Origin of the sequence: Bradyrhizobium sp. Ce-3 (genome assembly GCF_022835695.1) — a bacterium.
Lineage (GTDB): Bacteria > Pseudomonadota > Alphaproteobacteria > Rhizobiales > Xanthobacteraceae > Bradyrhizobium.
The window spans coordinates 192,253-218,670 of the sequence record NZ_BQUV01000011.1 but is presented as its reverse complement, the minus strand read 5'-3'; the positions used below and the strand labels follow the sequence as shown (position 1 = coordinate 218,670).

The window sequence follows — 26,418 nt, the reverse complement described above, 5'->3', positions numbered from 1 at the left end:
CGGGCAAAACATGCGCGACCTCGACAAGGCGTTGGCCGATATTCTCGCGATCCGCAGCCAGATTGCGGCCGGAACGGCGTTCCGCGGCTACGGTCCGGCGACGGTCGCCGCCACCAGCGGCATCGCGCTGGTCACGGCGCTGGCGCAATATCTCTGGCTCGATGATCCCACCCATCATCCGATCGTGTTTCTCGCGGGCTGGGCCGCGGCCGCGTTGCTCTCCGCGGTGCTGATCTGGATCGAGATGCAGGCGCGCTCGCGGCGGCATCATTCAGGCCTCGCCGACGCGATGGTGCAGCAGGCGATCGAGCAGTTCGTTCCCGCCGTCATCGCCGGCGTGCTGCTCGCGATCCTGCAATGGAAATTCGCGCCCGAGACGCTGTGGATGCTGCCCGGGCTGTGGCAGGTGCTGGTCAGCCTCGGCGTGTTCGCCTCGGTCCGGCTGCTGCCGCGCACGATCGCGCTCGGCGGCGCCTGGTATTTCCTGTCGGGCTTCACGGTGCTGCTGATCGCGAGCCAGAGCCATGCGCTGTCGCCCTGGACCATGGGGCTGCCCTTCGCGATCGGCCAGCTGCTGCTCGCGGCGCTGTTGTATTTCGCTTCCGGAGGCAATGATGTCGAAGACTGACGTGACCACCGCGCCATTCGCCTATGATGGCCTCGACCGCGTCATCCATGAGAAGGCGCGGCTCGGACTCTTGACCTCGCTGATGGCGCATCCGAAGGGACTCGGCTTTGCCGATCTCAAGCAGCTTTGCGGGCTGACCGACGGCAACCTCAGCCGGCATCTCCAGGTGCTGCAGGAGGCCGGGCTCGTCGATGTCATCAAAGGCTATGAAGGCAATCGCCCGCACACCACCTGCCGCCTGACCAAGAGCGGCCGCCGCCGGTTCCTCGATTATCTCGCCGTGCTCGAGCAGCTGGTGCGCGATGCGGCCAAGGCCGCCGGCACGGCCGAGAAGGCCGCCGGCAAGACTGAAAAGGCTGCCGGTGAGGGCGCACCCGGCCGGTTCGGCGTTCAGACGATTTGATTATTCCATTTTTTATTCGGAGACTTTGTGATGCAAAGTAACGTCGCACTCAAGCCGGAAGCCGTAGCAAGGCTGCATGTCGGCATCATCATGGACGGCAACGGCCGCTGGGCGACGCGGCGCGGCCTGTCGCGGCTGCGCGGACATGAGGCCGGCGTCGAGGCGATCCGCCGCATCGTCGAGGCCGCGCCGGACCAGGGTGTCGGCACGCTGACGCTTTACGCGTTCTCGAGCGACAATTGGCGCCGTCCGAAGGCCGAAGTCACGGCGCTGATGGGGCTGCTGCGGTTCTATCTCGCCAACGAGATCGCCGCGCTGGTGCGCAACGGCGTGCGCCTCACCGTGATCGGCCGCCGCGACCGGCTGCCCGACGGCATCGCCGCCGCGATCACCCGTGCCGAGGCCGAAACCGCCGACGGCACCACGCTGCATCTGCGCATCGCGATCGACTATTCGGCGCGCGACGCGATCCTCAACGCCGCCGCGCGCGTCGCCGGCGCAGGCCCGCTGAGCCGCGAGGCTTTCGCCGATCTGATCACCGGCGAAGCCGGCCTGCGCGACGTCGACCTGATCATCCGCACCTCGGGCGAGAAGCGGCTGTCGGACTTCCTGCTCTGGGAAGGTGCCTATGCCGAGCTGCACTTCACCGAGCGGATGTGGCCCGAATTCGATGCCGACGATCTCGCCGACGCGCTCGCTTCCTTCCATCGCCGCGAGCGCCGCTTCGGCGGGCTGACCGCAATCGCAGCGGCGGAGGTGCCGAACCTCTAGCGCGGAGCCGCGCTAGTTGCTCCTAAAGCCCGGCCGGGGGGTTGGGCTCTCTCTCACCATGCGGGGACGAACGATCACGCCAACCAAAGCGGGAGCGATCATCCATGCGCATTCTTCTCATCAACGTGCCGCATCCGGCGATCGGCAGCCGGATCCCCGACGACCATCTGCCGCCGCTCGGCCTGCTATCGATCGGCGGGCCCCTGATCGACGACGGCCATCAGGTTCGTCTCATCGATGCCGAGTTCGGCCCGATGCCGCTCGCGGCCATCCTCGCGGAGGCGTCGCGGTTTTCACCTGACGCGGTGTTGTTCGGCCATTCCGGCTCGACCTCGGGTCACCCCGTCATCGCCGAAGTCGCGCAGGCGATCGTCAGGGCCCTGCCCAGGACGCTGATCGTCTATGGCGGCGTGTTTCCGACCTATCACTGGCGCGAAGTGCTGCGCGAGGAGCCTTACGTCACCGCGATCGTGCGCGGCGAGGGCGAGGAGACCGCTCGTCGCCTGATGCGGGCGCTGGAATATGGCGGCGATCTCGCCGGCATCGACGGCATCGCATTCCGCGACAGTGACGGGCCGCGTGCCACGTCGCCTGCGCCTGTCATCCGCGATCTCGACGCCTACCGGGTCGGCTGGGAATTGATCGATCACGCGCGCTACAGCTACTGGGGAGGCTTGCGCGCCGTCGTGGTGCAGTTCTCGCGCGGCTGTCCGCATCTCTGCAATTATTGCGGCCAGCGCGGCTTCTGGACCCGATGGCGGCATCGCGATCCCGTGCGTTTTGCCAGGGAATTGGCGCGGCTGCATCGCGAGCATGGCGTCAAGGTGATCAATTTCGCCGACGAGAATCCGACCGTCTCGAAGAAGGCCTGGCGAAGCTTCCTCGAGGCGCTGATTGCGGAGAATGTCGATCTGATCCTGGTCGGCTCGACCCGTGCCGACGACATCGTGCGCGATGCCGACATCCTGCATCTCTACAAGAAGGCGGGCTGGCAGCGCTTCCTGCTCGGCATGGAGAACACCGACGAGAAGACGCTGGAGCTGATCCGCAAGGGTGCGACCACCACGACCGACCGCGAGGCCATTCGGCTGATGCGTCAGCACGGCATCCTGTCGATGGCAACCTGGGTGGTCGGCTTCGAGGAGGAGACCGATCGCGATCACTGGCGCGGCCTGCGGCAGCTATTGTCCTACGATCCCGATCAGATCCAGATGCTCTACGTCACGCCGCATCGCTGGACGCCGTATTTTCGTCTCGCGGCCGGGCGGCGCGTCATCCAGACCGATCGGAGGCTCTGGGACTACAAGCACCAGGTGCTGGCGACGCGGCATATGGCGCCATGGCGGGTGCTGCTCTGGTTCAAATTCACCGAGATGGTGCTGCAATGCCGCCCGAAGGCCTTGCTCCGCGTGCTGCTTCATCGCGACGCCGGACTTCGTCATGCGATGCGCTGGTACACGCAGATGGGACGCCGGGTCTGGCCGCACGAAATTCTCGGTTTCCTGCGCGACAAAAGACTGAAGCGCGGGCCGACGGTGCGGGAATTTTGGGGCGCGCCGCAGGATAGTGAAGAGGAATCGATGTCGTCGCAGCGGCCCGAGCGTCGTGTCGGCACATCACGCGCAGCGTAAGTCGATACCGTCATGCCGGGCTCTGGATAACTGGCGCTGATGACTGGACGGTGGAGTCATCAGCGCGATAATTTCCGGATCGGCTGCGCAGAACAAAAAGAACCGTGGCGGTCGAGGCGTCGAGTTGAGCATACAGGTTGCGATTCTAAAAATATTGGCCAGTCACGTCAGCGGCAGAGCCGCACTCGATTCACTCAAGCGCGACCTCGCGATCCTCTCATCGAGCGGCGACGATTGGCATGCGCGGATCAAGCGTCTGGCGTCGCGGGTTCCCGAACTCGACATCTTTAGCGATGGCTATGTGCTGCGTGATGTCGAGGGCTGGGAGATCACTCCGGCCGGACGCGGGTTCCTGCATGCGCTGGAAGCCGTCACGCAAGACAATCTGCCACCCGCGCCGTCGGTGGAGACCGCGATTCGTGCGGAGGGAACGCTGATCGTGGTCGGTCATCGCTTCAGGAACCGCGTGAAGGCGCAACGCGACCCCGAGCGCAACGCTTCGGTGCGCCGCCGGCCGTTCCGCGAGCCGCATTGAACCTCGCCGCGTTGCGCGCGACCTACCTTCGGGACGTGGCTCTGGAGGTCGCAAATGACAGCTTTGGCTCAATCGATCGCACGTGTGTTTCCGGCCAATTCGCTTCGGAGCAGCATCGCCCGGCATGTCCTGCTGTTCGCTTTCGCGATCCTGTTCGTCGCGATGCTCAGAGCGAGCTATGGCCTCGACCTCAGCGCGGGGTTCTTCTAGCCGCGCGACAAATTTTCCGGCGCCAAGTCATACTGGGTTAACCGGACCGGGCTAGCTAGGCGCACGCTTTCCTTGCATCTCGAACCCGGGCCGGTCTTCCATGGATAAGCCGATGCGCTGCCAGTGCGGCAGGACGCGAACCATTGTGCTCGACAAGCATTTCCGGACCGCGCTGGTTTGCCCCAAATGCGATGAGATCGAGCTGGCCCGGCCGGCCAGGCTGGAGGAAGAGCCATCGACCGGGCGATAGCGCGGTCGTTTTCGGCGCCGAAACACGCTAGGTTCCGTCTGACGAAACGGTCCAAAGCGAAGCCCGATGCCGCATCCTTCCGATACTACCGCTGCGCCCCCTGCGAGCGTGACTGTTGCCGACGTGCGCCGCGCCGCCGGCGTGATCAGGGATTCGGTCATGGTCACGGCGTGCAACGAGAGCCGCACGCTGGGCGAGATCTGCGGCTGCCGGCTGTTCCTCAAATTCGAGAACCTGCAGTTCACCTCGACCTTCAAGGAGCGGGGCGCGCTGAACCGCCTGCAGGCGCTGTCTGCCGAGGAGCGCAAGCGCGGGGTGATCGCGATGTCGGCCGGCAATCATGCCCAGGGCGTCGCCTATCACGCCAAGCGGCTCGGCATCCCCGCCACCATCGTGATGCCGGTGGGCACGCCGATGGTGAAGATCGAGAACACCAGGCGGCACGGCGCCGAGGTCATCATCACCGGGCAGACGCTGGAGGAGTGCTTTGCGTTCGTCGGCGCGTGTGCCGCGGAGCGCGGCCTGATCCTGATCCACCCCTATGACGATCCGCTGATCATTGCCGGACAAGGCACGATCGGGCTCGAAATGCTCGCGGCCGTGCCGGAGCTCGATATCCTGGTGGTGCCGATCGGCGGCGGCGGGCTGATCTCGGGCATCGCCACGGCCGCCAAGGCGATCAAGCCGTCGGTGCAGGTGATCGGCGTGCAGGCCCAGCTCTATCCGTCGATGTACAACGCCGTCAAAGGCCAGCAGCTGCCGATGCGCGGCGATACGCTTGCCGAGGGCATCGCGGTCAAGTCGCCGGGGCAGATCACCACCAAAATCGTCCGCGACCTCGTCGACGACATCGTCCTGGTCAGCGAGGACCAGATCGAGCGCGCCGTCGCAACCCTGATCTCGATCGAGAAGACGGTGGTCGAGGGCGCCGGCGCCGCCGGCCTCGCCGCGGTGCTCGCGTTACCCGAGCGCTTCGCCGGCCGCAATGTCGGCCTGGTGCTGACCGGTGGCAACATCGACACCAGGCTGATCGCCTCGGTGCTGACCCGCGAACTCGCGCGCGAGGGACGGTTGACGCAACTGGCGCTCGACATCGTCGACCGCCCGGGACAGCTCGCGGCGGTGTCGATCCTGCTTGCCGATGCCGGCGCCAACATCATCGAGGTCTCGCACCAGCGCACCTTCTCCGATCTGCCGGCGAAGGCGACGCTGCTCGAGCTCGTGATCGAAACCCGCGACCGCGCCCATCTGGAGGACGTGATGGCGAGGCTCGGCGCCGAAGGATTCGCGGTGCGGGAAACGTAGCAGCGCGCTGCTTGACCGCGAGTCGAAGCACCTATCCCCGTCATCCTGGGGAGCCGCGAAGCGGCGTCTCGAAGGATGAATCGGCCGGCAGCCGGGCCGTGCATCCTTCGAGGCTCGCAAGAGCTCGCACCTCAAGATGACGGTTCGTCGAATCCGGACGAACTCTCTCTACTCGTCCCCCGCCGCCAGCTCCGCGAGCTTCGCGATCGTGTTGAGATTGCGTGCGGTGCCCTTGGCGGCGGCGGGAATCTTCAGCTTCGAGCGGCCCATGCCGCTGCCATAGGCGACATAGATCTCGCGCTTGCCGAGCTTCAACTGCTCGTCCTGCTGGCCCTTGACGTGCTTCAGGGCATCCTTGGGCGGCGGCTCGTCGAGGAAGATCGCAACGGTGAAGTTCGGCGGCGCTTTCGGAAACGGATTGGCCTTGACCACCGCGGCGATCTCCTCCGCGCTGCGCACCGCGACGCCGACCGGCTTGCCGGCATAGGCCTGCAGCCGCTGCTCCAGCGCTGCCTTGACCTTGGCCGCGCCGAGCCTGGAGGAGAACACGACATTGCCGCTGGCGATATAGGTCTGCACGTCGGCAAATCCCGCGTCGAGGCACATCGCCTTCAGCTCGGTCATCGGCAGCTTGCCGGTGCCGCCGACATTGACCGCGCGCAACAGGGCGACGTAACGCGGCATCACGGCCTCACGTCAGCAGCAGCGCCATGCCCGGATCGCCCTTCTGCATCGCGCGCTGATAGGCCGGGCGCGCCGCGATGCGGCCGAGGTAGCTTCTGATATTGGGGCAACGGCCGAGATCATAGGGCAGGAAATAGCGCATCGTCGTCAGCGAGAAGCCGATCATGATATCGGCCGTGGTGAATGTGTCACCCGCGAGATATTCGGCGTCGCGCAGCCGCGCTTCGATCAGGTCGAACGAGCGGTCGACCCGCGCCTTGGTCGCGACCAGGACCGGATGGTCGGCCGCAAGGTTGAGGCGGTGCAGGATCATGCTGCGGCCCATCTGCGCCTGCAGCGTGCCGTTGGAAAAGTGAAACCAGTACAGGAACTGGGCGAAATCAGGATGATCTGACGGCAGCGTCAGCCGTCCATTTCCGTATCTGGCGACGATGTATTCGACCACCGCGCCGGATTCGGCCAGCACCAGCTCGCCGTCGGTGATGACGGGCGCGGCGCCGATCGGGTGCAGCGCCTTGTAGTCGGCCGGCGCCAGCATCGTCACCGGATCGCGCGTGGTGCACTTCAGCTCGTAGGGGATCGCAAGCTCCTCGCAGAGCCAGACGATCCGCTCCGATTGCGACTTGCCGAGATGGTCAACGGTGAGCATGCGCGCGCCCCTTCTCAGGCGTCCTTTTTCTTCTTCGCGGGCTTCTTTGCGGACGGCTTGTCGGGCGTCTTCTGAGGCTCCTTGGCCGGCGGCGGCTCTTCCATCGCCCTCTTCATGGCGCGGGCATAGGCGTCGGCGGCGTTCTCGGCCGAATTCTGCAACCGCTTGGCGGTCGCGGTCGCGTTCAGGATGGTGCTCTTGGCGAGGTGGCGGAAGCGCGCCTTGGTCTCCTTGTCCTTGGCCTTGGCGGCGCGCGCGACCCAGACGGCCTGGCGCTTCTTGGCCGCCGCCATCACGGCCTTGGTCTGCGCTCTTGCGGTTTGCCGGATGACGGCGTCGAGGTCGGCTTCGGCCATTCAGATACACTCATTGACTGGACGTGCGCCGGTGGGCGCGCGGTGGAAGGGGAGCTATCACTAGCGCAACCGGCGCGATTTGAACATGCGATCGTTCTGCGAGCGGCCCGGCGCGACCGGCAAGGCCCGTGGGACGCCCGTGCTCGCTCTATCGGGCGTGCGCTCCGGCATGATATAGCGGCGGCGCCCGGCCGCGCGCCGCGCGGTCCAATCGAGGTTTCGATGCCAGCCATCAACCGACGGAGCCTGCTGGGCGGGCTTGCCCTGCTGGCGGCATCACCTGCGCTTGCGGCGCCTGCCGAGACGCTGAGTGTCGAGGCCAGCGAAGGCCGCGTCGCGCTGAACCGCTTTGCCGCAGGACGCAGCGGCAAGCGGCCGGCGGTGCTCATGCTGCACGGCTCGCGCGGTTTCGATCTCAGGCCGCAGGCTTATCAGCGTTATGCCAACGCGCTGACCGCGGACGGCATCGACGCCTATTTCGTTCGCTATTACACGCCGGCCGACGAGCAGGCGTTCGAGGCGCTGCACACGCGCGAGCGCCGCGAGGCCTATGAGACCGAGCGGTTCGACGCCTGGGCCGCGCGTGTCTCGTCCGTGCTGACCTCGGTGCTGACGGGAGCGGATAGTTCGGACCGGATCGGGCTGCTCGGCTTTTCGCTCGGCGGCTACGTTGCCGCGGCCGCGGCGGCCCGCGACACGCGGGTGTCTGCGCTGGCCGTGCTGTATGGCGGCATGCCCGACAAGATCGCGCCGGAGGTCAAGCACCTGCCGCCGCTGATCGAGCTGCACGGCGAGGCCGACCGCAACGTGCCGCTCGCCAGCGGCGAAAAGCTCGTCAGGCTCGGCAAATCGGTCGGCGCCGCAGCGGAGATCGTCCGATATCCCGGCAAGGCGCACGGCTTCGACTTCGCGGACAATGATCCCATGACCGCCGATGCAGTTAACCGTGTTGCGGGTTTCTTCCAGGCTCGCCTGAGCGCGGCCTGAGCACGGCACATTATTCCGCGGACGAACCCGGCGGCACCTTTGCGCCGGCGAGCAATCCGGCCAGCTCGACCTGTCGGCCGAGCCCGGTCTTCGCCAGCACGGCCTTGAGCTGGTTGCGCACGGTTTCGCGGGAGATGCCGAAGGCGAGGGCGATGGCGTCGACCGTTCGTCCCTCGCCGATGCCGCGCGCGACGCGCGCCTCCGCCGGCGTCAGGTCGAACAGGCCCTGCAGCACCTCCGCGGTCGGCACCTCTGCCGGCACCACCGGCGTCACCATCACGATCGCCAATGCGCGGTCGAACAGATCGCGCGCGCTGCCGTGGATCGGAACCAGATGCACGATCAGCGGCGGGCGATCCTCCTGGGCGGCGATCGGCACCGAGCGGACCTCGAGGCTGATGAGGCCCTGATCGAGCGCGGCCAGCGCCTGGGCGAACAGCGCGTCGGCGGCGGTTGCCGCCAGCGTCAGCCGCTCGGCGCGATCCTGCATCACGTTGGGCACCAGACGCTCGAACAACGTGTTCGCCGCCATCAGGCGGCCGCCGCGCCGCAGCACCGCCGCGGGCAGGCCGAGCATCGCCAGCGACTCGGTGGCCGCCCTCGCGCGCTCCATCCCGAGCCGTGCCGACAGCAGCGCCGCCCGCGCCAGATGCGGGCGCAGCGCGTCGAGCTGCTCGATCGCTTCCCGCTCGATCGGTCCATGCTGGTATTCGCGCTCGACGCTGTAGATCAGCACGTCGCCGCTCGGCACCGGGATCGCGGTGCCGGCACCCCATCCGAGCCCGCGCGGACGGAAGAATTCGCGGATCTGGTAGTCCTGCTGCACTTCCTCCGGTGTATCGAACACGTCGATATCGCGCAGGAAGCCGGCATGGTTGGCGGCGAGCAGGCGCGGCAACCGCCCGTTGCGCTCGTGCCAGCCGCCTTCGACATAGGCAACGGTGTCGTCATGCATGTCGGGGGATGCGACCCAGCGGACGTCGTGCGGGGCCGCCGTCAGCAGCACGATACCGCGCGCACGCGCGATGCCGCCGACCTGGTGCAGCACGCTCGGCCACAATTCGGGGACGACCGCGGCCTCATAGGCCAGTTCGATCAGATGCTCGTGCAGGTCGTTCGGCATCGGCCATTCCGGAAAAGCGTTGTTGCCCAATAGATAAACCCGGCGACCCCGGAAATATTGCGTAGAGCAATTCCGTCAGAGCCACGAGTCCGGGTTATTCCGGGTGCGCGCTCGCGCGCATCACGAGAACCACGGCGTTTCGCCGGTCTGGCGCGCGATTTCCGCGAAGCTGCGTCTGGCCTCGTTCGTTTGGCGGCGCCGGTCTCGCCGGGGCAATCACGACCTGACGAATGATGACGGGAAGCTCAGGGCCGGACGACCGCCGTGGTGCGATCCGAAGTGCGGGGAGGGGCTGGCTGGATGGGAGCGGTTGAATCGATGGCGAGGTGTATGTCGACGTTCGTACTCAAAGCTGTTGGGAGGGCACCGTGATGCCCTCCCGACAACGCACTTAGTTGCAGCCGCAGCCGTGCGAGCGACCGCCGCCGAGGATGCCGGACAGGATGTTGTTGTTCTTGAGGCTGATCGGCAGGATGGCCGAGACGTTGGTCTTGTTGCCGTTCAGGACGTTCACGCCGCCGCCGAGCACGTTGACGTTGTTCAGCGCGTTGACGTTGAGCGCGGAGACCGCGGTCGTGATCGGGGCGATCACGGAGCCGATCAGGCCACCGCCACCACCACGGGGGCCACCGGCGAAGGCCGGCGAGGCGACGAGCGAGGCGAGAGCGACGGCGACGATATACTTCTTCATGACTTCCTCCGTTGTTGTCGAGCCCAAGCCGTTTGCTTGGTGGCCGCCACTATCCACGTCTCGAATTCGCGTACAACTTGAAGTGGTTTTTTACTCTAATACTTAGCGTTAACCATGTTATCAAAATCCATGATGCCCCCATCGATGCTGATGATCCTATCAAAATCAAGGGGGTGCGCGCCGGGGCCGCGACGTCTGAATCAACCAGAAATTGCAGATTTAACGGCCAATTAACCATGATTTCCGACCCTGTGCGTGGAGGGTCGCGTGCATGATTCGGCGTGCGTTGTTGGCGGCTGTTGTTGCTTCGCAGCTTGGCGTCTCCGCAGCGCTGGCGCAGACCGCTCCGGCTTCTGTTCCAACTCCGGCTTCAGTCCAGGCTCAGCCCCAAACTCAAGCTCAAGCGCCGGCGCCGGCGTCAACGGAGACGGTGATCGTCAACGCGGGCTCGATCGGCCTGCGCACGGGCTATGATTCCAACCCGACCGACACGCTGGGCGCGCGGGGCAGCATGTTCGCGACGCAGACGATCAATTACGACTATCTGCGCGGCTCGCTTCAGGACGGCATCATCGGGCTCAACGTCAAGTTTGCCGACACGCAATATGACCCCGGCGTCGCGGCGCCCAGCACCACCGCGATCATCACCGCCAGCGGCGCGATCGAGCTTGCACCGAAGCTGGCGTTGCGTACCACGCTGACGACGACGGTCGACGACAGTTGGGCGCGCCGCGCGCACGGCGTGCAGCTGCGCAACCGCGTCGAATACGACACCACCGATTTCAGGATTTTCGCCAATGTCGACACCGGCATCAACGCGCTCAACGAGCGCAACATCTTCACGCTGGGCGATTTCCTGCCGCAGGACGAGAACTTCGTGACACGGACCTTCATGCCCGGCTTTGCCTACAAGTTCGGCACCGGTGAGATCGGCACGTCGCTCGTACTGTCGCGCGTCGCCTATCTCGCGCCCGACATTTTCGGCCTCGATCGCAGCCACAACATCGTGCAGCCGAATGCCTTCTTCAACGTGAAGACCAATGGCGTCGAGGTGGAAGGATCCGTGTCGCCATACCTCGCCCAGTACGACACGACCGATTTCGACGACGTCAAGCAACTGCTCTACACGGCCAAGGTCCGCTATCAGACCGGCGCGTGGACGTTCGGCGTCGGATCGTCGCGAACCGTCTCGGACACCACGCTGTCCTTCGCATCGCTCGACGTCGGACAGTCGAACGAGGCCTCGCTCAGCTACAAGTTCGACGACAAGAACGCGATCAGCGTGCTGGCGCGCTATCGCCGCGACGACTACCTCAACACCGATCTGTGGAGCACGACGTTCCTCACCGGGCTCGATTTCGCGCACGATTTCGGCGACGGATATATCGGCACCGCCGGAGCCTCCGTGCGGCAGGTCCGGCGGCCCGACGAGGTCCAGCCCTGGGCGGTGAACGTGCAGATCGGCTTCCAGAAGAAGCTCGATTTCGGCGATCCGCCAAAGGCCGCCGATGCCAAGGTCGGCGAGATCAAGCCCAAGAGCTGACGATGAGGAGCTGACGATCGTGACCTGACATTGAGGTCTGACGATCATTGCTCCATGTGGCGAAATCGAAGCCGCGTGACAGTCAGAAATGTCCCGAAGCATTGCGAAACTTCACTGGCGTGGATTGACGCTGCGCCAGGGCTGGGAGCGTCACACGTTTGCAACGCTGCGCGCGATCGTTCGACCATGAACATCCTTTAATTTGTGTCCGTGCAATCGATGGCGCCAGCTAGGGCTGATCCGGAACGGCACGACGCGGTTTTCAAAAACGGATCATGCTTTGATTCAAGCGAGCCATCGTCGGCTCGGGGCGGGCCGATGATCAGTCGCAGGGCGCTATCCGGATTGTTGATGACGCTGGTCGGACCCTCGTCCGTCACCGGCAACACGCTGGCGCTCAGTCATTGCCAGGGTTCGTGCGCGAACATCGACCTGCCGGCCCTCGGCTACGACAAGTTCTGCCGGTCGTTCTTCGATATGGCGGCCGGCGGCAAGCTGCGCGCGGTGGCAACCGGTCCGGATATTCGCCGCGCGATGCGGTCGCTGTTCCGGGAGCGGCGGCTTTATCGGCCATCGCGCGATGAGCTCCGGATTCTCTGGCGCGGCACGGCGGATGGTTTTTCCGTCGTCAAGGTCGAGTTCGATCTCGAATGCGGCGTGCCTGTGCGCGGATGCCTCGGAATTCCCGACGGAGCATTCAAGGGACTGATCCTGCTCGGCCACGGCATGGCGAGCACGCCGGAGCGGTGCTTCGACGATGCCGACAAGGACTACATGAATGCGCTCGGCAAGCATCTCTGCCGGGACGGTTACGTCGTCTGGTGTCCTTACATCGTCCAGATCGGAAACCAGGAGAGCCAGAACAACATCGCCGCGATGCTGGCGTCCCATGGTGTCTCCGCGCACAATTTGTCGTGTGCATCGCTCGACGCCGGCGAGATCGTCTGCCGCAAGCTGACCGGAGCGTCCGGCCTGAATGTCGGCGTCTACGGGGTGTCCTGGGGCGCGTTTCTCGCGCTGCATCTGGAAGCCGCGACGGGGCGAATGCGGCCGACCGTCGTCTCCGGATATATGCGCGACGAGAGCAAGTTTCTGACCTCGTCCGTCATCAGCAAGAACCTCGGCATCGAACTCGCAGCCTACATTCATTTCGCCAGCAGCCGCGCCAAATATGCCGGCAGGCAGCTGGCGGGCCTGATCTGTCCGTGTCCGCTGTTCGCCGAGATCGGCAGCCACGACAATGCAAATGCGATGGAACTCGGGCGTGACGAGAAGTTCGCGGAGATGCAGTCCGTCTACACGTCGGCGGGCCATTCGGATTTGATCGACATCGACGTCTTCGACGGCGTGCACGAGGTCAGCGGCAAGCGCGCAAGACCGTGGCTGTACGACCGCCTGGCGTCGCCGGCCTATCAGCAGACGTCGCGCCTGAAGAACGCGATCGTGCTGTAAGCGGTACTGCCCCAGCCGTGCAGGCACCAAGCTCCGACCTCGACCATGCCGAGGTAGCGCCTGCGTGCATCACATTGACGGGAGCTTCCGGCATTCGCGGCGTGCGTCCAGCCGGACTGCGCGGCCGCGATCGCTGCGGCATTACAGTGTCGCGACGCTGCTCGAGGCTGCCGATCATTGGCGGGATCAGCGGAACGCGGCGATCGGGTTACAGGATTGTCGGATTGGCCGCGTTATGATCTCCTGCAACGCACCTTGCCCATCCTGACCTTCCCGGTCTGAGGGAACTCGACATCATATCCGTCTCGTAGAGCTTGTTGGTAGCCGAAGGGTTGGACAGCATGAGTGGTACGGAACCAATGCTCGGTGGATTGGCAAGGCTTCTGGTATCAGCAAGGCTTCTTGTATCAGCAAGGCTTCTGGTCTCGGCGGGATTGGCGGTTGCCGGCGTTTCGGCGGCCCATGCCCAGGCGGGACCGCCCGGGCCTCCTGCCGTGGGCGTGTTCGAGGCGGTGAAGCGGCCGATCACCGAAACCAATGAATTTCTCGGACGCATCGAGGCGCCCAACCGCGTCAACGTGGTGGCGCGCGTCACGGCGTTCCTGGACAAGCGGAACTTCGTCGAAGGCTCCGAGGTCAAGGCCGGCGATCTGCTGTATCAACTCGAGCGCGGCCCGTTCGAGGCCGATCTTGCATCGAAGAAGGCGCAGGTCGCCCAGTTGCAGGCGACGCTGGTCAACGCCAAGCTGACCACCGACCGCGCCAAATCGCTGCTCGGTGGTCCGGCCGGCCAGCAGTCGAGCGTCGACGCCGCCGTCGCCAACCAGCAGAGCCTCGAGGCCCAGGTGCAGGCCGCGCAGGCGCAGGTCGACCTCTCCCAGATCAATCTCGATTACACCATGATCCACTCGCCGATCGACGGCAGGATCGGACGCACGGCGGTCACCGAAGGCAACGTCGTGACGCCGAGCTCGGGTACCCTGACGACCATCGTCAGCCAGGACCCGATGTACGTCACTTTCCCGGTGCCGGTGCGCGAGGCGCTCAATCTGCGCGACCGCTATGCGACGCGCGGCGGCTTCAAGGCCGTCATCATCCGGTTGCGCCTGACGGACGGCCGGCTCTACGAGAAGACCGGCGAGCTGAATTTCGTCAACAACACGATCGCACAGAATACCGACACCATCTCCTTGCGCGGCACCATTCCCAACCCGGCAACGTACACGTCCGTCGCAGCCGGCGGCGCGATCCGCGAGCTGACCGACAATGAGTTCGTGACCGTGCTGCTGGAAGGCGTGCAGCCGGTCGAGGTGCTGGCGATCCCGCGCTCGGCGGTGCTGTCCGACCAGCAGGGCGAGTACGTCTACGTCGTCGGCGCGGACAACAAGGCCGAGCAAAGGCGGATCCAGCTTGGGCAATCGACCGCAACGATTGCGGCGGTGACGAGCGGCATCGCGCTCGGCGACAAGGTGGTCGTCGAGGGACTGCAGAAGGTCAAGCCGGGCGAGGTGGTGGCGCCGGGACCTGTTAGCGCGCTGATCCAGTCGAGCATGAAGGTCTCGGCGGACGGCAGCGCCGGCAGCCCCGCGAAATCGACGGGCAATAACCCATGATTTCAGCTGTCTTCGTCGATCGTCCGCGGCTTGCGATCGTCATCGCGTTCGTGATCACGATCGCGGGCGCGCTGGCGCTGATGCAGATTCCGGTCGCCCAGTTTCCGGATATCGTGCCGCCGCAGGTCACGGTCTCCGCGGTGTTTCCCGGCGCGTCGGCAGAAGTCGTCGAATCGAGCGTCGCCCAGCCGCTGGAGGCGCAGGTCGTCGGCGTCGACAAGATGCTCTACATGAAGTCGACCAGCGGCAACGACGGCAGCTACACGCTGACGGTCTCGTTCGCACTCGGCACCGATCCGGACATCAACACCGTCAACGTCAACAACCGCGTGCAGAGCGCGCTGGCGCAATTGCCGACCGAGGTGCAGGCGCAGGGCCTGACCGTGCAGAAGAAATCCTCGGCCGTGCTGCAGTTCATCGTGCTGTACAGCAAGAGCGGCGAGCAGGACCCGCTGTTCATCACCAACTACGCCATCATCAACGTGCTGGACGCGATCTCGCGCACGCCCGGTGTCGGCCAGGCCTCGCTGTTCGCCAAGCTGAACTACTCGATGCGGATCTGGTTCGACACCCAGCGTCTCACCAGCCTCAATCTGGCGCCTTCGGACGTGATCGCCGCGATCCGTGCCCAGAGCGTGCAGGCGCCGGTCGGCCGCATCGGCGCGCGTCCGATCAGCAACGACCAGCAGTTCCAGTTCAACGTGCAGACGCAAGGGCGCCTGACGACATCCAAGCAGTTCGGCGACATCGTGCTGCGGGCCAATCCGGACGGATCGGTGCTGCGGATCAGGGATGTCGCAACCGTCGAGATCGGGGCGCAGAACTCGGATTCTGAATCGCGGATCGACGGCAATCCCGGCGTGCCGATGGGCATCTATCTGGCGCCCGGCGCCAACGCGGTGACCACGGCCAAGGCCGTGCAGGCCACGCTGGCGCGGCTGTCCGAGCGGTTTCCGCCGGGGCTGACCTACCTCGTGCAGTACGACTCCACGACCTTCGTCTCCGATACGATCAAGGAGGTGATGAAGACGCTCGGCGAGGCTTTCGTGCTCGTCGTGATCGTGGTGTTCCTGTTCCTCGGCAATCTGCGCGCGACGGTGATCCCGGCGGTCGCGGTTCCGGTCAGCCTGATCGGCGCCTTCGCGGTGCTGCTGGCGCTCGGTTATTCCGCCAACACGGTCTCGCTGCTGGCGATGGTGCTTGCGATCGGCATCGTGGTCGACGACGCCATCGTCGTGGTCGAGAACGTCGAGCGCGTCATGGAGGAGGAGCCGGAGCTGTCGCCGGCCGACGCCACCAAGAAGGCGATGGCGCAGATCACGGCGCCGATCATCGCGATCTCGCTGGTGCTGCTGTCGGTGTTCGTGCCGATCGCGTTCATCCCCGGCATATCAGGCACGCTGTTCCGCCAGTTCGCGGTCACGATCAGCGCCGCCATGGTGATCTCGGCGCTGAATGCGCTGACCTTGTCGCCGGCGCTGTGCGCGGTGTTTCTGCGCCACGGCGGGCCGAGGCGCGGCATCATGGGACGGGTGCTCGGCAGCATCGACTGGGTGCGCGACCGCTATGCCGGCGTGGTGCAGCGGCTGGTCCGCGTCGCCATGCTGTCGCTGGTCGCGGTGCTGGTGTTTGCCGGCGCGGTGTTCGGGGTGTCGAAGATCACGCCGACCGGCTTCCTGCCCGAGGAGGACCAGGGCGCGTTCTTCATCGCGGTGCAATTGCCCGACGGCGCCTCGGTGGCGCGCACCAGCGAGGTCACCAAGCAGGTCGAGGCGCTGCTGAAGAAGAACCCGGCGGTCGACCACGTGCTGTCGATCATCGGCTTCTCGCTGCTCGACGGTGCCAGTGAGCCGAACTCCGCCTTCATGGTGGCGCGCATGAAGGCGTTCGCCGACCGCAAGGCCACCACCGAATCGGTGCAGGCCGCGATCGGGCAGACCTTCGTCGGCGGATCGCAGATCCGTCAGGCCTCGGTGCTGCCGTTCAACCTGCCGCCGATCATCGGGCTGTCGACGTCCGGCGGTTTCGAGTATCAGCTCGAGGCGCTGGAAGGGCAGGATCCGGCTTCGCTGAGCAGCGTGATGGGCGGGCTGATCGGCGCGGCCAACCGCAATCCAAATCTGGCTCGCGTGTTCTCGACCTTCACCGCGACCAACCCGTCGGTCTTTCTCGATATCGACCGCGCCAAGGCGCAGGCGCTCGGCCTCAACATGGCCGACGTGTTCACCGCGCTGCAGGCCACGCTCGGCGGCATCTACGTCAACAATTTCAACCTGTTCGGCCGCACCTGGCAGGTCAACGTGCAGGGCGATGCGGCCAACCGGCGCGACATCCCCGACATCTGGCAGATCTATGTGCGCAACACCGGCGGCGAGATGGTGCCGATCCGCTCGATCGCGTCGTTGCGGATCGTGACGGGGCCGCAAGTCATCACGCGCTACAACAATTATCGTTCGGTCACCATCAATGGCAGCCCGGCGGCGGGCGTGTCGTCGGGTACCGCGATCGCGACGATGGCCGATCTCTCGAAGTCGACGCTGCCTGCGGGCTATTCCTACGAATGGACCGGCACCGCCTATCAGGAGCAGGCGGCCTCCGGCCAGACCGGCATCATCCTCGCGCTCGCGGTGCTGTTTGCCTATCTGTTCCTGGTGGCGCTGTATGAGAGCTGGACCATTCCGATTCCGGTGCTGCTGTCGGTCACGGTCGGCGTGTTCGGCTCCTATCTCGCGATCAAGCTCGCGGGCCTCAATCTCGATCTCTACGGTCAGATCGGCCTCGTGGTGCTGATCGCGCTCGCCGCCAAGAACGGTATCCTGATCGTCGAATTCGCCAAGGAGCAGCGCGAGGCCGGCCGGCCGATCGCCGAGGCCGCGACGATGGGCGCGCAAATGCGCTTCCGTGCCGTCATGATGACCTCGATTGCCTTCATCCTCGGCCTGGTGCCGCTGGTGGTCGCGACCGGCGCCGCGGAGATCAGCCGCCGCGCGGTCGGCACCGCGGTGTTCGGCGGCATGCTCGCCGCAAGCTCGATCGGCATCTTCCTGGTGCCGATGCTGTTCGTCACCTTCCAGGGTTGGCGCGAGGGTGTAAAGAACCGCTTCGGTCGTCGGGGCAAGGCGGAACAGCCGGCATCGCACTAATCCCATCGCGCATTAGCGGGCCGGGTGCGGCGGAGCTATACTGCCGGCCAGATCGATGGAGTTCCGGATTGAGTGTTGCCTTCACCAAGGAAGAGAGTGCCGAGACCGCGTCAGAAACGCTGTTGCCGGATCGGCCGATATCGCCGCATGCCAATCTGGTGACCGAGGCGGGACGCCAGGCGCTGGAGCGCCAGCTCCAGGAGGCGCGCGCGGCGTATGAGGCCGCGCAGCAGCTCGACGACGTCAACGAACGGCGGCGGCAATCGGCAGTTCCGTTGCGCGACACGCGCTATCTGACGGAACGGCTCCGCACCGCGCAGGTGGTTCCCGATCCTGCCTCGACCGAAGCCGTGGCGTTCGGCAGCACCGTGACCTTCAGCCGCGCCGACGGGCGGGTGCAGACCTATCGCATCGTCGGCGAGGACGAGGCCGATCCGAAGGCCGGCTCGATTTCCTTCGTCTCGCCGGTGGCGAGGTCGCTGATGGGCAAGGCCGTGGGCGACGTCGCGGGCGCGGGCGACCAGGAGCTGGAGATCGTCGCGATCGCCTAGCTTCGCGCGCAAGCGCGATGATGGTTCACCCCGATCGTGTCGCGCTTGCGTGTCGCTGACGGCGATCGTGAGAGCGTTTTCGGGCGAAGTGGACACCGGTTCACGTCAAGAAAACGCGCCAGAACAAGAATCTAGAGCTTTGGTTCTGATTCAATCAGAACCAAAAATGCTCTAGTCGGTCGAGATGAAGCGCAGCATGCCGGCGCGACGCGTCGGCCTGCCGGTGTCGTTGGTGTGATTGACGCCGTCCATCACAGGTACCTCGGGGAAATCGAACGGGCTGATCCCGTCGAGGCACGCCACGTTGACGGCATAGAGACTCTGGTCGGATCGCCGTTGATGATGCGTGTATATTCCGCAGCGAGAGCAGAAGAAGTGCTGCGCTGATCCGGTATGGAAGCGGTAGCTCGTCAACACGTCCTCGCCTTGCAGGAACCTGATCCCGCCCATTTCAGCCATGGCAACGACGGCACCGCGCATCCGGCAATAGGAGCAGGTGCAGCGGCGAATCGAATTGAAACCGTCGCTGAGCGTCACCTCGAAGCGCACCGCGCCGCAATGGCACTGGCCCGCTCGCGTCTTCATGTCGTCCACCATGTTGCCCGCGTCTCCGGTTCGGAGTGAACCTATCGCTCGGTTGCGAGCCGGACAATCTTCAAGAACTCGCCCATGGTGCGAGAAAAACTAACGTGGAGCGGATCGCAGATTTCGGTCAGGCCGCGGGCAGCGCGAGCCGCTCGATCGTCTGAATGTGCCGCGCCAGCAGGCTGCACGCCTGCTCGATGTTGCGCCCGCGCAGCGCCTGCAGGATCACGCGATGATCCTGGCTCGGCCGCGGCCGCCAGCCGGCGTTGCGCGCCATCGCGAACACCAATCGCGAATTGGCCAGCTGCAGGCCATCGAGACTGGCGAGCAGCCGCGGCATCGCGCAGGGTGCCACCAGCGCATGATGGAAGGCGCGATTGGCCAGCTCGAAATCCTGCACCGTCTCGGCATTGTCGCCTTCGATCAACGCGACCTCGATCCGTGCCAGATGGGCCGACGTGAATTTCGGCGCCGCGTTGCGCAGCGCGACCACCTCGAGCGCGGCGCGCATCTCGGCGATCTCCTTCACCGACTTGGTGTCGAGCGGCGCGACCCGCACCCCGCGCCGGGGCACGGCGACGACGAGGTGCTGCGCCTCCAATTGCCTGAATGCCTCGCGCACCGGGACGTGGCTGGAATGGAATTCCCGCGCAACATGATCCTGCCGGAGCGGGGCGTCCGGCGACAACGCGCCGCTGATGATGCGCTCGCCGATCGCCTCGGCGATGCGTCCGGCAGTCGTCGTGTTCTCACCGTCGTCCATCATAGATTATCTATCATAAAAACGGGTGCGCTCTTGAGTGGCCTCAGCTAGCATCATTCTAAGCCCACGATCATAGATAATATATCAGATTATCTATGATCCATCGCAAACGAGAAGGCAAGCCCGATGGTTGATGTCGTCGAGATCGAACGGACCGGCAGAAGCGGCAACGCACCGCTCCGCAAGCACTGGGAGCGTGCCGAAGCCGAGGCACTCTACAATCTGCCGTTCGCGGACCTGATGTTCCAGGCGCAGGGCATCCACCGCGCCAACTTCAATCCGAACCACGTTGAAACCGCGAGCCTGCTCAGCATCAAGACCGGCGGCTGCCCGGAAGACTGCGGCTACTGCTCCCAGAGCGCGCATTACGACACCGGCCTGAAGGCCACCCGCCTGATGCCGCGGGACGAAGTGGTCGCGGTGGCCCAGCGCGCCAAGGACGCCGGCGCAAGCCGCTTCTGCATGGCCGCCGCCTGGCGCAGTCCCAAGGACCGCGATCTCGACCAGGTCTGCGACATGGTCAGCGCGGTGAAGGGGCTCGGCATGGAGACCTGCGTCACGCTCGGCATGCTGACGCCTGACCAGGCCGAACGGCTGTCCGACGCCGGGCTCGATTTCTACAACCACAATGTCGATACCTCGCCGGAGTTCTACGACAAGATCATCACCACCCGCACCTTGCAGGACCGCATCGACACGCTGGCGCATGTGCGCGACGCCGGCATCAAGGTCTGCTGCGGCGGCATCATCGGCATGGGTGAGCAGGTCGAGGACCGGCTCGGCATGCTGGTGCTGCTCGCCAATCTGCCGAGCCATCCGGAGAGCGTGCCGATCAACCTCTGGAACGAGGTCAAGGGTGTGCCGGTCAACGACACCGCGGAGCGGCCCGATCCGATCGCGCTGGCGCGGCTGGTCGCGACCGCGCGGATCCTGATGCCGAACAGCGTGGTGCGGCTGTCGGCTGGGCGGCAGTACATGACCGACGAGCTGCAGGCGCTGTGCTTCCTCGCCGGCGCCAATTCGATTTTCATCGGCGATGTGCTGCTCACCACCAAGAACCCGCAGCGCGATCGCGACGCCGATCTCTTGGATCGGCTCGGCATCACATCCCGCCTCGCCTGAACGCAATCCATCGCGAGCGCGCGGCGTCATTCGCCGCGCGGCCAACCATCTTTCCGAGAGAGAAGCATGAGCGCAATCCATGCGGCCAACGCCGCTGATTACGCCGCGGCCTTGCACGCCCTGAGCAAGGACGATCGGCTGCGCGGTCTCAAGCCGCGCGCGGGCATCGATTTCGTCTCGAACGATTATCTGGCGCTGGCGAGCGCGCCGCGCATCAAGAATGCCGTCTCGGCCGCGATTGAGGCTGGCACGCCGATCGGCGCCGGCGGGTCGCGGCTCCTGCGCGGCAATTGCGAGGAGCATGAACGGCTCGAGGCTGAAGCCGCCGCGTTCTTCCACGCCGAGACCGCGCTGTTCTTCGGCGGCGGCTACGTCGCCAATTTCGCCGTACTGACCACCTTGCCGCAGCGCGGCGACCTGCTGGTGCTCGATGCGCTGGTGCATGCCAGCATCCATGAAGGCGCGCGGGCCGGCCGGGCCGAGTTCCGGTTCAACGTCCACAACGATCCGCAATCGGTCGAAGATACCATTCGCGGCTGGCGCGCCGAGGGTGGCAAGGGCCGGGTCTGGATCGTGGTCGAAAGCGTCTACAGCATGGATGGCGACGTTGCGCCGCTCGACGAGCTCGTCGCCATCGCTGAGCGGCACGATGCGTTCCTGATGGTGGACGAGGCGCACGGCACCGGCGTCTATGGCGAGCAGGGACGCGGCCTGACCGCGCCCTATGAAGGGCGCGAGAACCTCGTGATCGTGCACACCTGCGGCAAGGCGCTGGGCGCCGCCGGCGCGCTGGTGACGGCGTCGACCGTGCTGCGCGATTTCATGGTCAATCGCTGCCGCCCGTTCATCTTCGCCACCGCGCCGTCGCCGCTTGTGGCCGTCGCCGTGCGTGAGGCGCTCTTGATCCTGCAAGATGAGCCCGAGCGTCAGCAACGTCTCGCGAGCCTGGTCGCGTTCACGCATCGCGAGTTCGATCGGCGCGGCTGGCGCAGTCCGTCGCACTCGCAGATCGTGCCCTATATCGTCGGCGACAATGCGCGCGCAATGCGGCTCGCGACGGCGCTGCAGGCGCGGGGCTTCGACGTCAGAGGCATCAGGCCGCCGACCGTGCCGGCGGGCACCGCACGGCTGCGCATCGCATTGACCCTCAATGTCAGCGAGCACGACGTGCGCGCGCTGCTCGATGCGCTCGTCGCGGAGACGCAGGGTTGGTCGCAATGAGCAGCCGGATCGTGGTGACCGGCACCGATACCGGGATCGGCAAGACGATCTTCTCCGCGGGCCTCGCCGGTTTCCTCGGCGCGAGCTACTGGAAGCCGGTTCAGTCCGGCCTCGAGGAAGAGACCGATGCCCAGCTGGTGGCGCGGCTCGGCGGACTCTCCGCCGATCGCATCGTGCCCGAGCGCTATCGCCTGCGCACGCCGACGTCGCCGCATCAGTCCGCCGCGATTGACGGTGTACGCATCGAACCTGCCGCGCTCGACGTGCCCGACACGGCAGGCCGCCCGCTGGTGATCGAAGGCGCCGGCGGCCTGATGGTGCCGCTCAACGACACCACGCTCTACATCGATATCTTCGAGCGCTGGCGGCTTCCTGTGGTGCTGTGCGCCCGCACGGCGCTCGGCACCATCAACCACTCGCTGCTGTCGGTCGAGGCGCTGCGCAAGCGCCGGATCGACATCATCGGGGTCGCGTTCATCGGCGAGAGCAATGCCGAGAGCGAGCGCGCCATCTGCGAGATCGGGCAGGTGCGCCGGCTCGGCCGGTTGCCCCCGCTTGCGCCGCTTGCGGCAGAGACGTTGCAGGCCGCGTTCCAGGCGTCGTTCCAGCGCGGCGATTTCGAGCCATGACATCCGCCCGGAAATCGCCGATCTGGCACCCGTTCACCCAGCACGCACTGCACGGCGAGATGACGCGGATCGTGCGCGGCGAGGGCGCCTATCTCTACACCGCGGATGATCGCCGGATCATCGATGCGATCGCGTCGTGGTGGGTCGTGACCCACGGCCATTGCCATCCGCATATCGTGCGCGCGATCCAGGAGCAGGCGGAACAGCTCAACCAGATCATCTTTGCCGGCCATACCCACGATCCGGCCGAAGCGGTTGCCGCGCAGCTGTTGAAGCTGGCACCCCGTGGCCTCGACTACGTGTTCTTCTCCGATTCCGGCTCGACCAGCGTCGAAGTGGCGCTGAAGATGGCGCTCGGCTATTGGCACAATATCGGCGTGCCGCGCACGCGCATCATCGTGATGGAGCACTCCTACCATGGCGACACCGTGGGGACGATGTCGGTCGGCGCCCGCGGCGTGTTCAACAAGGCCTACGAGCCGCTGCTGTTCGACGTCGCGTCGATCCCGTTTCCTGCGGCGGGTCACGAGCAGGCGACGCTCGATGCGCTCGAGGCCGCCTGCAGGAGTGAGACCGCAGCGGCGTTCATCGTCGAGCCGCTGATCCTGGGCGCCGGCGGGATGCTGATGTATCCGCCCTGGGTGCTGAAGGAGATGCAGCGTATCTGTGCGGCATGTGGCGTGCTGTTCATTGCCGACGAGGTGATGACCGGTTGGGGCCGCACCGGCTCCCTGTTCGCGTGCGAGCAGGCGGACGTCACACCCGATATCGCCTGCTATTCGAAGGGGCTCACCGGCGGATCGCTGCCGCTCGCGGTGACGCTGTGTCGTGCCGAGATCTACGACGCGCATTATTCCAGCGATCGCTCGCGGATGTTCTTCCATTCCAGTTCCTACACGGCGAACCCGGTCGCCTGCGCCGCCGCAAGGGCAAACCTCGAACTCTGGCAGCACGGCGCGGGCGAGCGCGTGGTCCAGGTCGCTATGATGCAGGAGCGCATGATCGCGCCATTCCGCGCCGACGCGCGCTTCGAGAACGTCCGTCGCACCGGCACCATCACCGCGCTCGATCTAAAGGCGAGCGATGCCGGCTACCTCGCCGGCATCGGCCCGAAGCTTCAAGCGATCTTCGCCCGCCGCAACCTGCTGCTGCGGCCGCTCGGCAACACGATCTACGTCATGCCGCCTTACTGCGTGACAGAGGCGGATATGGAAGAAATCTACGCCGCGATCAGGGATGCGGCCGACGAGCTGGCTTGATGGCGGGTATGGCAACCGCCTTCCTTTTGTAGGAATGCCTAGGCGAGAGATTCCTTGCCGTTTCTTGCCCTCCATGGTTCATTCGACCTGTAGTTTTTAATATTCATGGAGACTACCAATGATTACTCTGACTGCCGATGACGGCGCTTCATTTCAGATTAACGGAGACAGCGTTGTGCGAATTCGCCGAACCACCGAAGGCGAGGCAACGTTCGCAAAGACGCATATTGATTGGGTGACGCTCAAATTTGCTCGCGAGGATCCATCCGCTGTGGCGGATCTTGTGGGGGCAGAGAACTCAAAGCTCGCGGAGCTACCCAGTCCTGACGGCTCTCCGGTGTGGTTCGATTGTCGACTTGCAAAAGGGCCCGTTTGGTTTGGCACCGGTGCTGCGCCATCCGGGACCAAATCCGCATTCGTGTTAGCGAACAAAACCCAGTACGTTGCCGCGACCCCCGAAGACGTCCAGGCTACCATGACGAAGTTCGGTGGAACCGCCCTCCCCATTCCGACAACAGGTGTACTCGTCAGTCTAAAGGGCCTTCTCAGGTCGATTGTCGGCAGTTCGGGAACGCCGACCGCTTGGGAATAAGGGGCCAGCCAGCTGACAGCCACCTTCAAGTCCATTGCTTGGCCAAATGATGACAATCCACATTGGACGGCGGCCGCCTCCCTGCGGCGTGGCGTCAGCTTTCGACACACGCCCGTAACTCCGTGACCGACGATTGCAACGCGTGTCGTGTTGCACACGGTCGGCTCTCGAGGAAAAGCCGGCGCGCCGCTGCAGGCGCGCCGACTAGTCGGTCACGCGTGCCTGTGTGGCGCTTGCCTCGCGGCGGGATGCTGCGGTCGTGGCGCAGGATGGGGCCGCGGTGCCGGCCGCGACACATGCGGTGGCGGCGGACGCCGGGGCGGCGGCGCAGCACGACGCACAGCTGCTTGCGCGACACGCGGCGCCGGCGGATGCGCGGCCGGGCGTGGCGCAGGCGGCGCGTGCTGTGCGATCTGCGGCCTCGGCGCATGCACGGCTGGGGCTGCGACGTACGGCGCCGGCGCGGGATGGTTGACGGCGACAGGCGGAGCGTGTCCCGTCGGCGGTGCGTGTGCAGCCGGCAAGGCGTTGCCCGCGGGCAAGGCGTGTCCCGTTGTCGACGCGTGTGCCGGCGGCAGCGCGTTTCCGGTGGGCAGGGCGTGTCCTGCTGTCGTTGTCTGCGCTGGCGGCAGAGCGTTTCCGCTCGGCAGGGCGTGCCCTGGCGGCACGGCATTTCCGGTCTGCGGCGCACGTCCTGTTGCGGATTGCGCATGATGCGGCGGCGGCGCTGCGATCGGCTTGCCCGGGTGCGCAGCGATCACGCCCGCACCGCTGAACCGTGCCGCGTGCGCGGTCGCGGCGACTGCCGGATGACCGTGGTTGTTGGCGAGCGTCAGCGCCGGATCCTTCATCGCTGCTTCTGCGTGCCGCGTCTGCTCGGCGGTCGCAGCCACATGGTGCACGTTCGCGGCGGCGAGCTGCTGCGGCGTCGGCCGCACCGCGGTGCCGCCGGTGCCGCCGTTGTAGCTGACGTTGGTCGTGTTGTTGATGACGGTCTTGTTGTAGACGTTGGTGACTGACACATTCGAGATGTTGTTGACGGTGCGGTTGTAGAAGAAGCTGCCGCCGCGCCAGTAGCCGCCCTCATAGCCGGTGCCGGTGTAGCCGAAGCCATAGGAGATGCCGCCGTAGAAGCCGACGGTCGCTCCCCAATAGCCGGCGTGGAACCCGTAGGCGCCGTCGTTCCAGCCCCAGTAGCCGGGCGTCCATAGCAATTCAGGCGCGGGCGGAAGCACCCATGTGCCGGGAACCCAGTAGTAACCGGTATCGTCGCTCCACGCCCAATAGCCGGGAGTCCAGATGTAGCCGTCGCCTGGGATCGGCGGCTGCTCGTAGACCGGCAAGGGCGGCGGTGCTGCATCGACGCTGATGCCGATGCCGATGGCGAGCTGCGCGCGCGCGGCGTGAGGTGGAGAGAGACAGCAGAGGCTGAGAGCCAGGGCGAGAGGCAGTCCGGCGATGCGGCGCATGGCACATACTCCAATCTTCTTCCCCCAGCGTTGGAATTGAATAACGGCGTCGACATGAACCCGCTGTGAATTTGCGCGCGCGTCAACGGCATCGTTAACGGCGGCAGATTCACGTCAGTTCGGTGTCAGCATGGAACGCGAGCGTGCCACTCGCGTCCGCTTCATCACTGCGCCAAATAGTCGAATTTTCGTTTTGAATTGGACGACGACCCCCTGCGCGTCATCAATCGATGATCGGAACAGCCGGCTCGCA

At 65.5% G+C, this 26,418-nt stretch carries 26 protein-coding genes; 18 read left to right on the top strand and 8 right to left on the bottom strand.

The window, feature by feature from the left end; translation table 11 throughout:
• Positions 1 to 10: 10 nt before the first annotated feature.
• The 7 genes from BRSPCE3_RS32010 to BRSPCE3_RS31980 all read left to right on the top strand — a co-directional run bounded on the left by BRSPCE3_RS32010 (position 11) and on the right by BRSPCE3_RS31980 (position 5,733).
• Positions 11 to 628 (top strand): hypothetical protein, encoded by a 618-nt coding sequence (locus BRSPCE3_RS32010; protein WP_244070492.1) that lies wholly within the window; start codon positions 11 to 13, stop codon positions 626 to 628.
• On the top strand, positions 615 to 1,031 hold the full coding sequence (locus tag BRSPCE3_RS32005; RefSeq protein WP_244070490.1) for a transcriptional regulator: 417 nt from the start codon (positions 615 to 617) through the stop codon (positions 1,029 to 1,031). The genes BRSPCE3_RS32010 and BRSPCE3_RS32005 overlap by 14 nt, the downstream gene beginning before the upstream one ends.
• Positions 1,032 to 1,061: 30 nt before the next feature.
• Positions 1,062 to 1,802, top strand: a complete 741-nt coding sequence (locus tag BRSPCE3_RS32000; protein WP_244070488.1) for a di-trans,poly-cis-decaprenylcistransferase — start codon at positions 1,062 to 1,064, stop codon at positions 1,800 to 1,802.
• A 104-nt stretch (positions 1,803 to 1,906) separates the two neighbouring features.
• Complete coding sequence (gene bchE, locus BRSPCE3_RS31995; RefSeq protein ID WP_244070486.1) at positions 1,907 to 3,433, top strand: magnesium-protoporphyrin IX monomethyl ester anaerobic oxidative cyclase; 1,527 nt, start codon at positions 1,907 to 1,909, stop codon at positions 3,431 to 3,433.
• Positions 3,434 to 3,557: 124 nt separating this feature from the next.
• Positions 3,558 to 3,968 (top strand): aminoacyl-tRNA deacylase, encoded by a 411-nt coding sequence (locus BRSPCE3_RS31990; RefSeq protein ID WP_244070484.1) that lies wholly within the window; start codon positions 3,558 to 3,560, stop codon positions 3,966 to 3,968.
• A gap of 54 nt (positions 3,969 to 4,022) precedes the next feature.
• A complete protein-coding gene (locus tag BRSPCE3_RS31985; protein WP_244070483.1) occupies positions 4,023 to 4,178 on the top strand; it encodes a response regulator in 156 nt (51 codons plus the stop codon).
• A gap of 316 nt (positions 4,179 to 4,494) precedes the next feature.
• Complete coding sequence (locus BRSPCE3_RS31980; RefSeq protein ID WP_244070481.1) at positions 4,495 to 5,733, top strand: threonine ammonia-lyase; 1,239 nt, start codon at positions 4,495 to 4,497, stop codon at positions 5,731 to 5,733.
• A 168-nt stretch (positions 5,734 to 5,901) separates the two neighbouring features.
• Here the strand turns inward: BRSPCE3_RS31980 and BRSPCE3_RS31975 are convergent, their stop codons facing one another.
• Genes BRSPCE3_RS31975 through BRSPCE3_RS31965 form a run of 3 tightly spaced genes read right to left on the bottom strand, consistent with a single transcriptional unit; the run spans position 5,902 to position 7,422 of the window.
• Entirely contained in the window at positions 5,902 to 6,417 is a 516-nt protein-coding gene (locus BRSPCE3_RS31975; protein WP_244070479.1) for a DUF1697 domain-containing protein, read from the bottom strand.
• Between the two features lie 7 nt (positions 6,418 to 6,424).
• Entirely contained in the window at positions 6,425 to 7,066 is a 642-nt protein-coding gene (locus tag BRSPCE3_RS31970) for a glutathione S-transferase family protein (protein ID WP_244070477.1), read from the bottom strand.
• A 14-nt stretch (positions 7,067 to 7,080) separates the two neighbouring features.
• On the bottom strand, positions 7,081 to 7,422 hold the full coding sequence (locus BRSPCE3_RS31965; protein ID WP_244070475.1) for a hypothetical protein: 342 nt from the start codon (positions 7,420 to 7,422) through the stop codon (positions 7,081 to 7,083).
• Positions 7,423 to 7,644: 222 nt separating this feature from the next.
• Here BRSPCE3_RS31965 and BRSPCE3_RS31960 point away from each other — a divergent pair, with 222 nt between their 5' ends.
• Positions 7,645 to 8,409 carry a dienelactone hydrolase family protein gene (locus tag BRSPCE3_RS31960; protein ID WP_244070473.1) on the top strand — a complete coding sequence of 255 codons (765 nt, stop codon included), beginning with the start codon at positions 7,645 to 7,647 and terminating at the stop codon, positions 8,407 to 8,409.
• A 10-nt stretch (positions 8,410 to 8,419) separates the two neighbouring features.
• Here the strand turns inward: BRSPCE3_RS31960 and BRSPCE3_RS31955 are convergent, their stop codons facing one another.
• Positions 8,420 to 9,532 carry a helix-turn-helix transcriptional regulator gene (locus tag BRSPCE3_RS31955; RefSeq protein WP_244070471.1) on the bottom strand — a complete coding sequence of 371 codons (1,113 nt, stop codon included), beginning with the start codon at positions 9,530 to 9,532 and terminating at the stop codon, positions 8,420 to 8,422.
• 391 nt (positions 9,533 to 9,923) lie between these two features.
• The gene (locus BRSPCE3_RS31950) at positions 9,924 to 10,223 is read right to left on the bottom strand and encodes a hypothetical protein (protein ID WP_244070469.1); all 300 of its coding nucleotides are present in this window, start codon (positions 10,221 to 10,223) and stop codon (positions 9,924 to 9,926) included.
• A 430-nt stretch (positions 10,224 to 10,653) separates the two neighbouring features.
• Between BRSPCE3_RS31950 and BRSPCE3_RS31945 the strand changes: the two genes are divergently transcribed.
• From BRSPCE3_RS31945 to greA, 5 genes are all read left to right on the top strand, one after another.
• Complete coding sequence (locus tag BRSPCE3_RS31945) at positions 10,654 to 11,766, top strand: hypothetical protein (protein WP_244070467.1); 1,113 nt, start codon at positions 10,654 to 10,656, stop codon at positions 11,764 to 11,766.
• A 318-nt stretch (positions 11,767 to 12,084) separates the two neighbouring features.
• Positions 12,085 to 13,218, top strand: coding sequence for a hypothetical protein (locus tag BRSPCE3_RS31940; RefSeq protein WP_244070465.1), 1,134 nt, complete (start codon positions 12,085 to 12,087; stop codon positions 13,216 to 13,218).
• A gap of 494 nt (positions 13,219 to 13,712) precedes the next feature.
• Positions 13,713 to 14,831: an efflux RND transporter periplasmic adaptor subunit gene (locus BRSPCE3_RS31935; RefSeq protein WP_375709987.1), complete on the top strand. Its 1,119-nt coding sequence runs from the start codon at positions 13,713 to 13,715 to the stop codon at positions 14,829 to 14,831.
• Positions 14,828 to 17,974 carry an efflux RND transporter permease subunit gene (locus BRSPCE3_RS31930; protein ID WP_244070463.1) on the top strand — a complete coding sequence of 1,049 codons (3,147 nt, stop codon included), beginning with the start codon at positions 14,828 to 14,830 and terminating at the stop codon, positions 17,972 to 17,974. Before BRSPCE3_RS31935 ends, BRSPCE3_RS31930 begins: the two co-directional genes overlap by 4 nt.
• A 68-nt stretch (positions 17,975 to 18,042) precedes the next feature.
• Positions 18,043 to 18,525 (top strand): transcription elongation factor GreA, encoded by a 483-nt coding sequence (greA, locus tag BRSPCE3_RS31925; protein ID WP_244070461.1) that lies wholly within the window; start codon positions 18,043 to 18,045, stop codon positions 18,523 to 18,525.
• Positions 18,526 to 18,696: 171 nt separating this feature from the next.
• On the opposite strand, the gene BRSPCE3_RS31920 is transcribed toward greA, so the two are convergent.
• Both BRSPCE3_RS31920 and BRSPCE3_RS31915 read right to left on the bottom strand, forming a co-directional pair.
• Positions 18,697 to 19,122, bottom strand: coding sequence for a GFA family protein (locus BRSPCE3_RS31920; RefSeq protein ID WP_244070459.1), 426 nt, complete (start codon positions 19,120 to 19,122; stop codon positions 18,697 to 18,699).
• A gap of 115 nt (positions 19,123 to 19,237) precedes the next feature.
• A complete protein-coding gene (locus BRSPCE3_RS31915; RefSeq protein ID WP_244070458.1) occupies positions 19,238 to 19,876 on the bottom strand; it encodes a GntR family transcriptional regulator in 639 nt (212 codons plus the stop codon).
• Between the two features lie 123 nt (positions 19,877 to 19,999).
• On the opposite strand from BRSPCE3_RS31915, the gene bioB reads away from it, so the two are divergent.
• The 5 genes from bioB (at position 20,000) to BRSPCE3_RS31890 (ending at position 24,696) form a co-directional block, all read left to right on the top strand.
• A complete protein-coding gene (gene bioB, locus BRSPCE3_RS31910; RefSeq protein ID WP_244070457.1) occupies positions 20,000 to 20,995 on the top strand; it encodes a biotin synthase BioB in 996 nt (331 codons plus the stop codon).
• Positions 20,996 to 21,061: 66 nt separating this feature from the next.
• On the top strand, positions 21,062 to 22,216 hold the full coding sequence (locus BRSPCE3_RS31905; protein WP_244070456.1) for an 8-amino-7-oxononanoate synthase: 1,155 nt from the start codon (positions 21,062 to 21,064) through the stop codon (positions 22,214 to 22,216).
• Complete coding sequence (bioD, locus tag BRSPCE3_RS31900; RefSeq protein ID WP_244070455.1) at positions 22,213 to 22,845, top strand: dethiobiotin synthase; 633 nt, start codon at positions 22,213 to 22,215, stop codon at positions 22,843 to 22,845. The genes BRSPCE3_RS31905 and bioD overlap by 4 nt, the downstream gene beginning before the upstream one ends.
• Positions 22,842 to 24,104 carry an adenosylmethionine--8-amino-7-oxononanoate transaminase gene (locus BRSPCE3_RS31895; RefSeq protein ID WP_244070454.1) on the top strand — a complete coding sequence of 421 codons (1,263 nt, stop codon included), beginning with the start codon at positions 22,842 to 22,844 and terminating at the stop codon, positions 24,102 to 24,104. The genes bioD and BRSPCE3_RS31895 overlap by 4 nt, the downstream gene beginning before the upstream one ends.
• A 118-nt stretch (positions 24,105 to 24,222) precedes the next feature.
• Entirely contained in the window at positions 24,223 to 24,696 is a 474-nt protein-coding gene (locus BRSPCE3_RS31890) for a hypothetical protein (protein ID WP_244070452.1), read from the top strand.
• A gap of 212 nt (positions 24,697 to 24,908) precedes the next feature.
• On the opposite strand, the gene BRSPCE3_RS31885 is transcribed toward BRSPCE3_RS31890, so the two are convergent.
• Positions 24,909 to 26,165: a YXWGXW repeat-containing protein gene (locus tag BRSPCE3_RS31885; RefSeq protein WP_244070449.1), complete on the bottom strand. Its 1,257-nt coding sequence runs from the start codon at positions 26,163 to 26,165 to the stop codon at positions 24,909 to 24,911.
• Positions 26,166 to 26,418 lie beyond the last annotated feature (253 nt).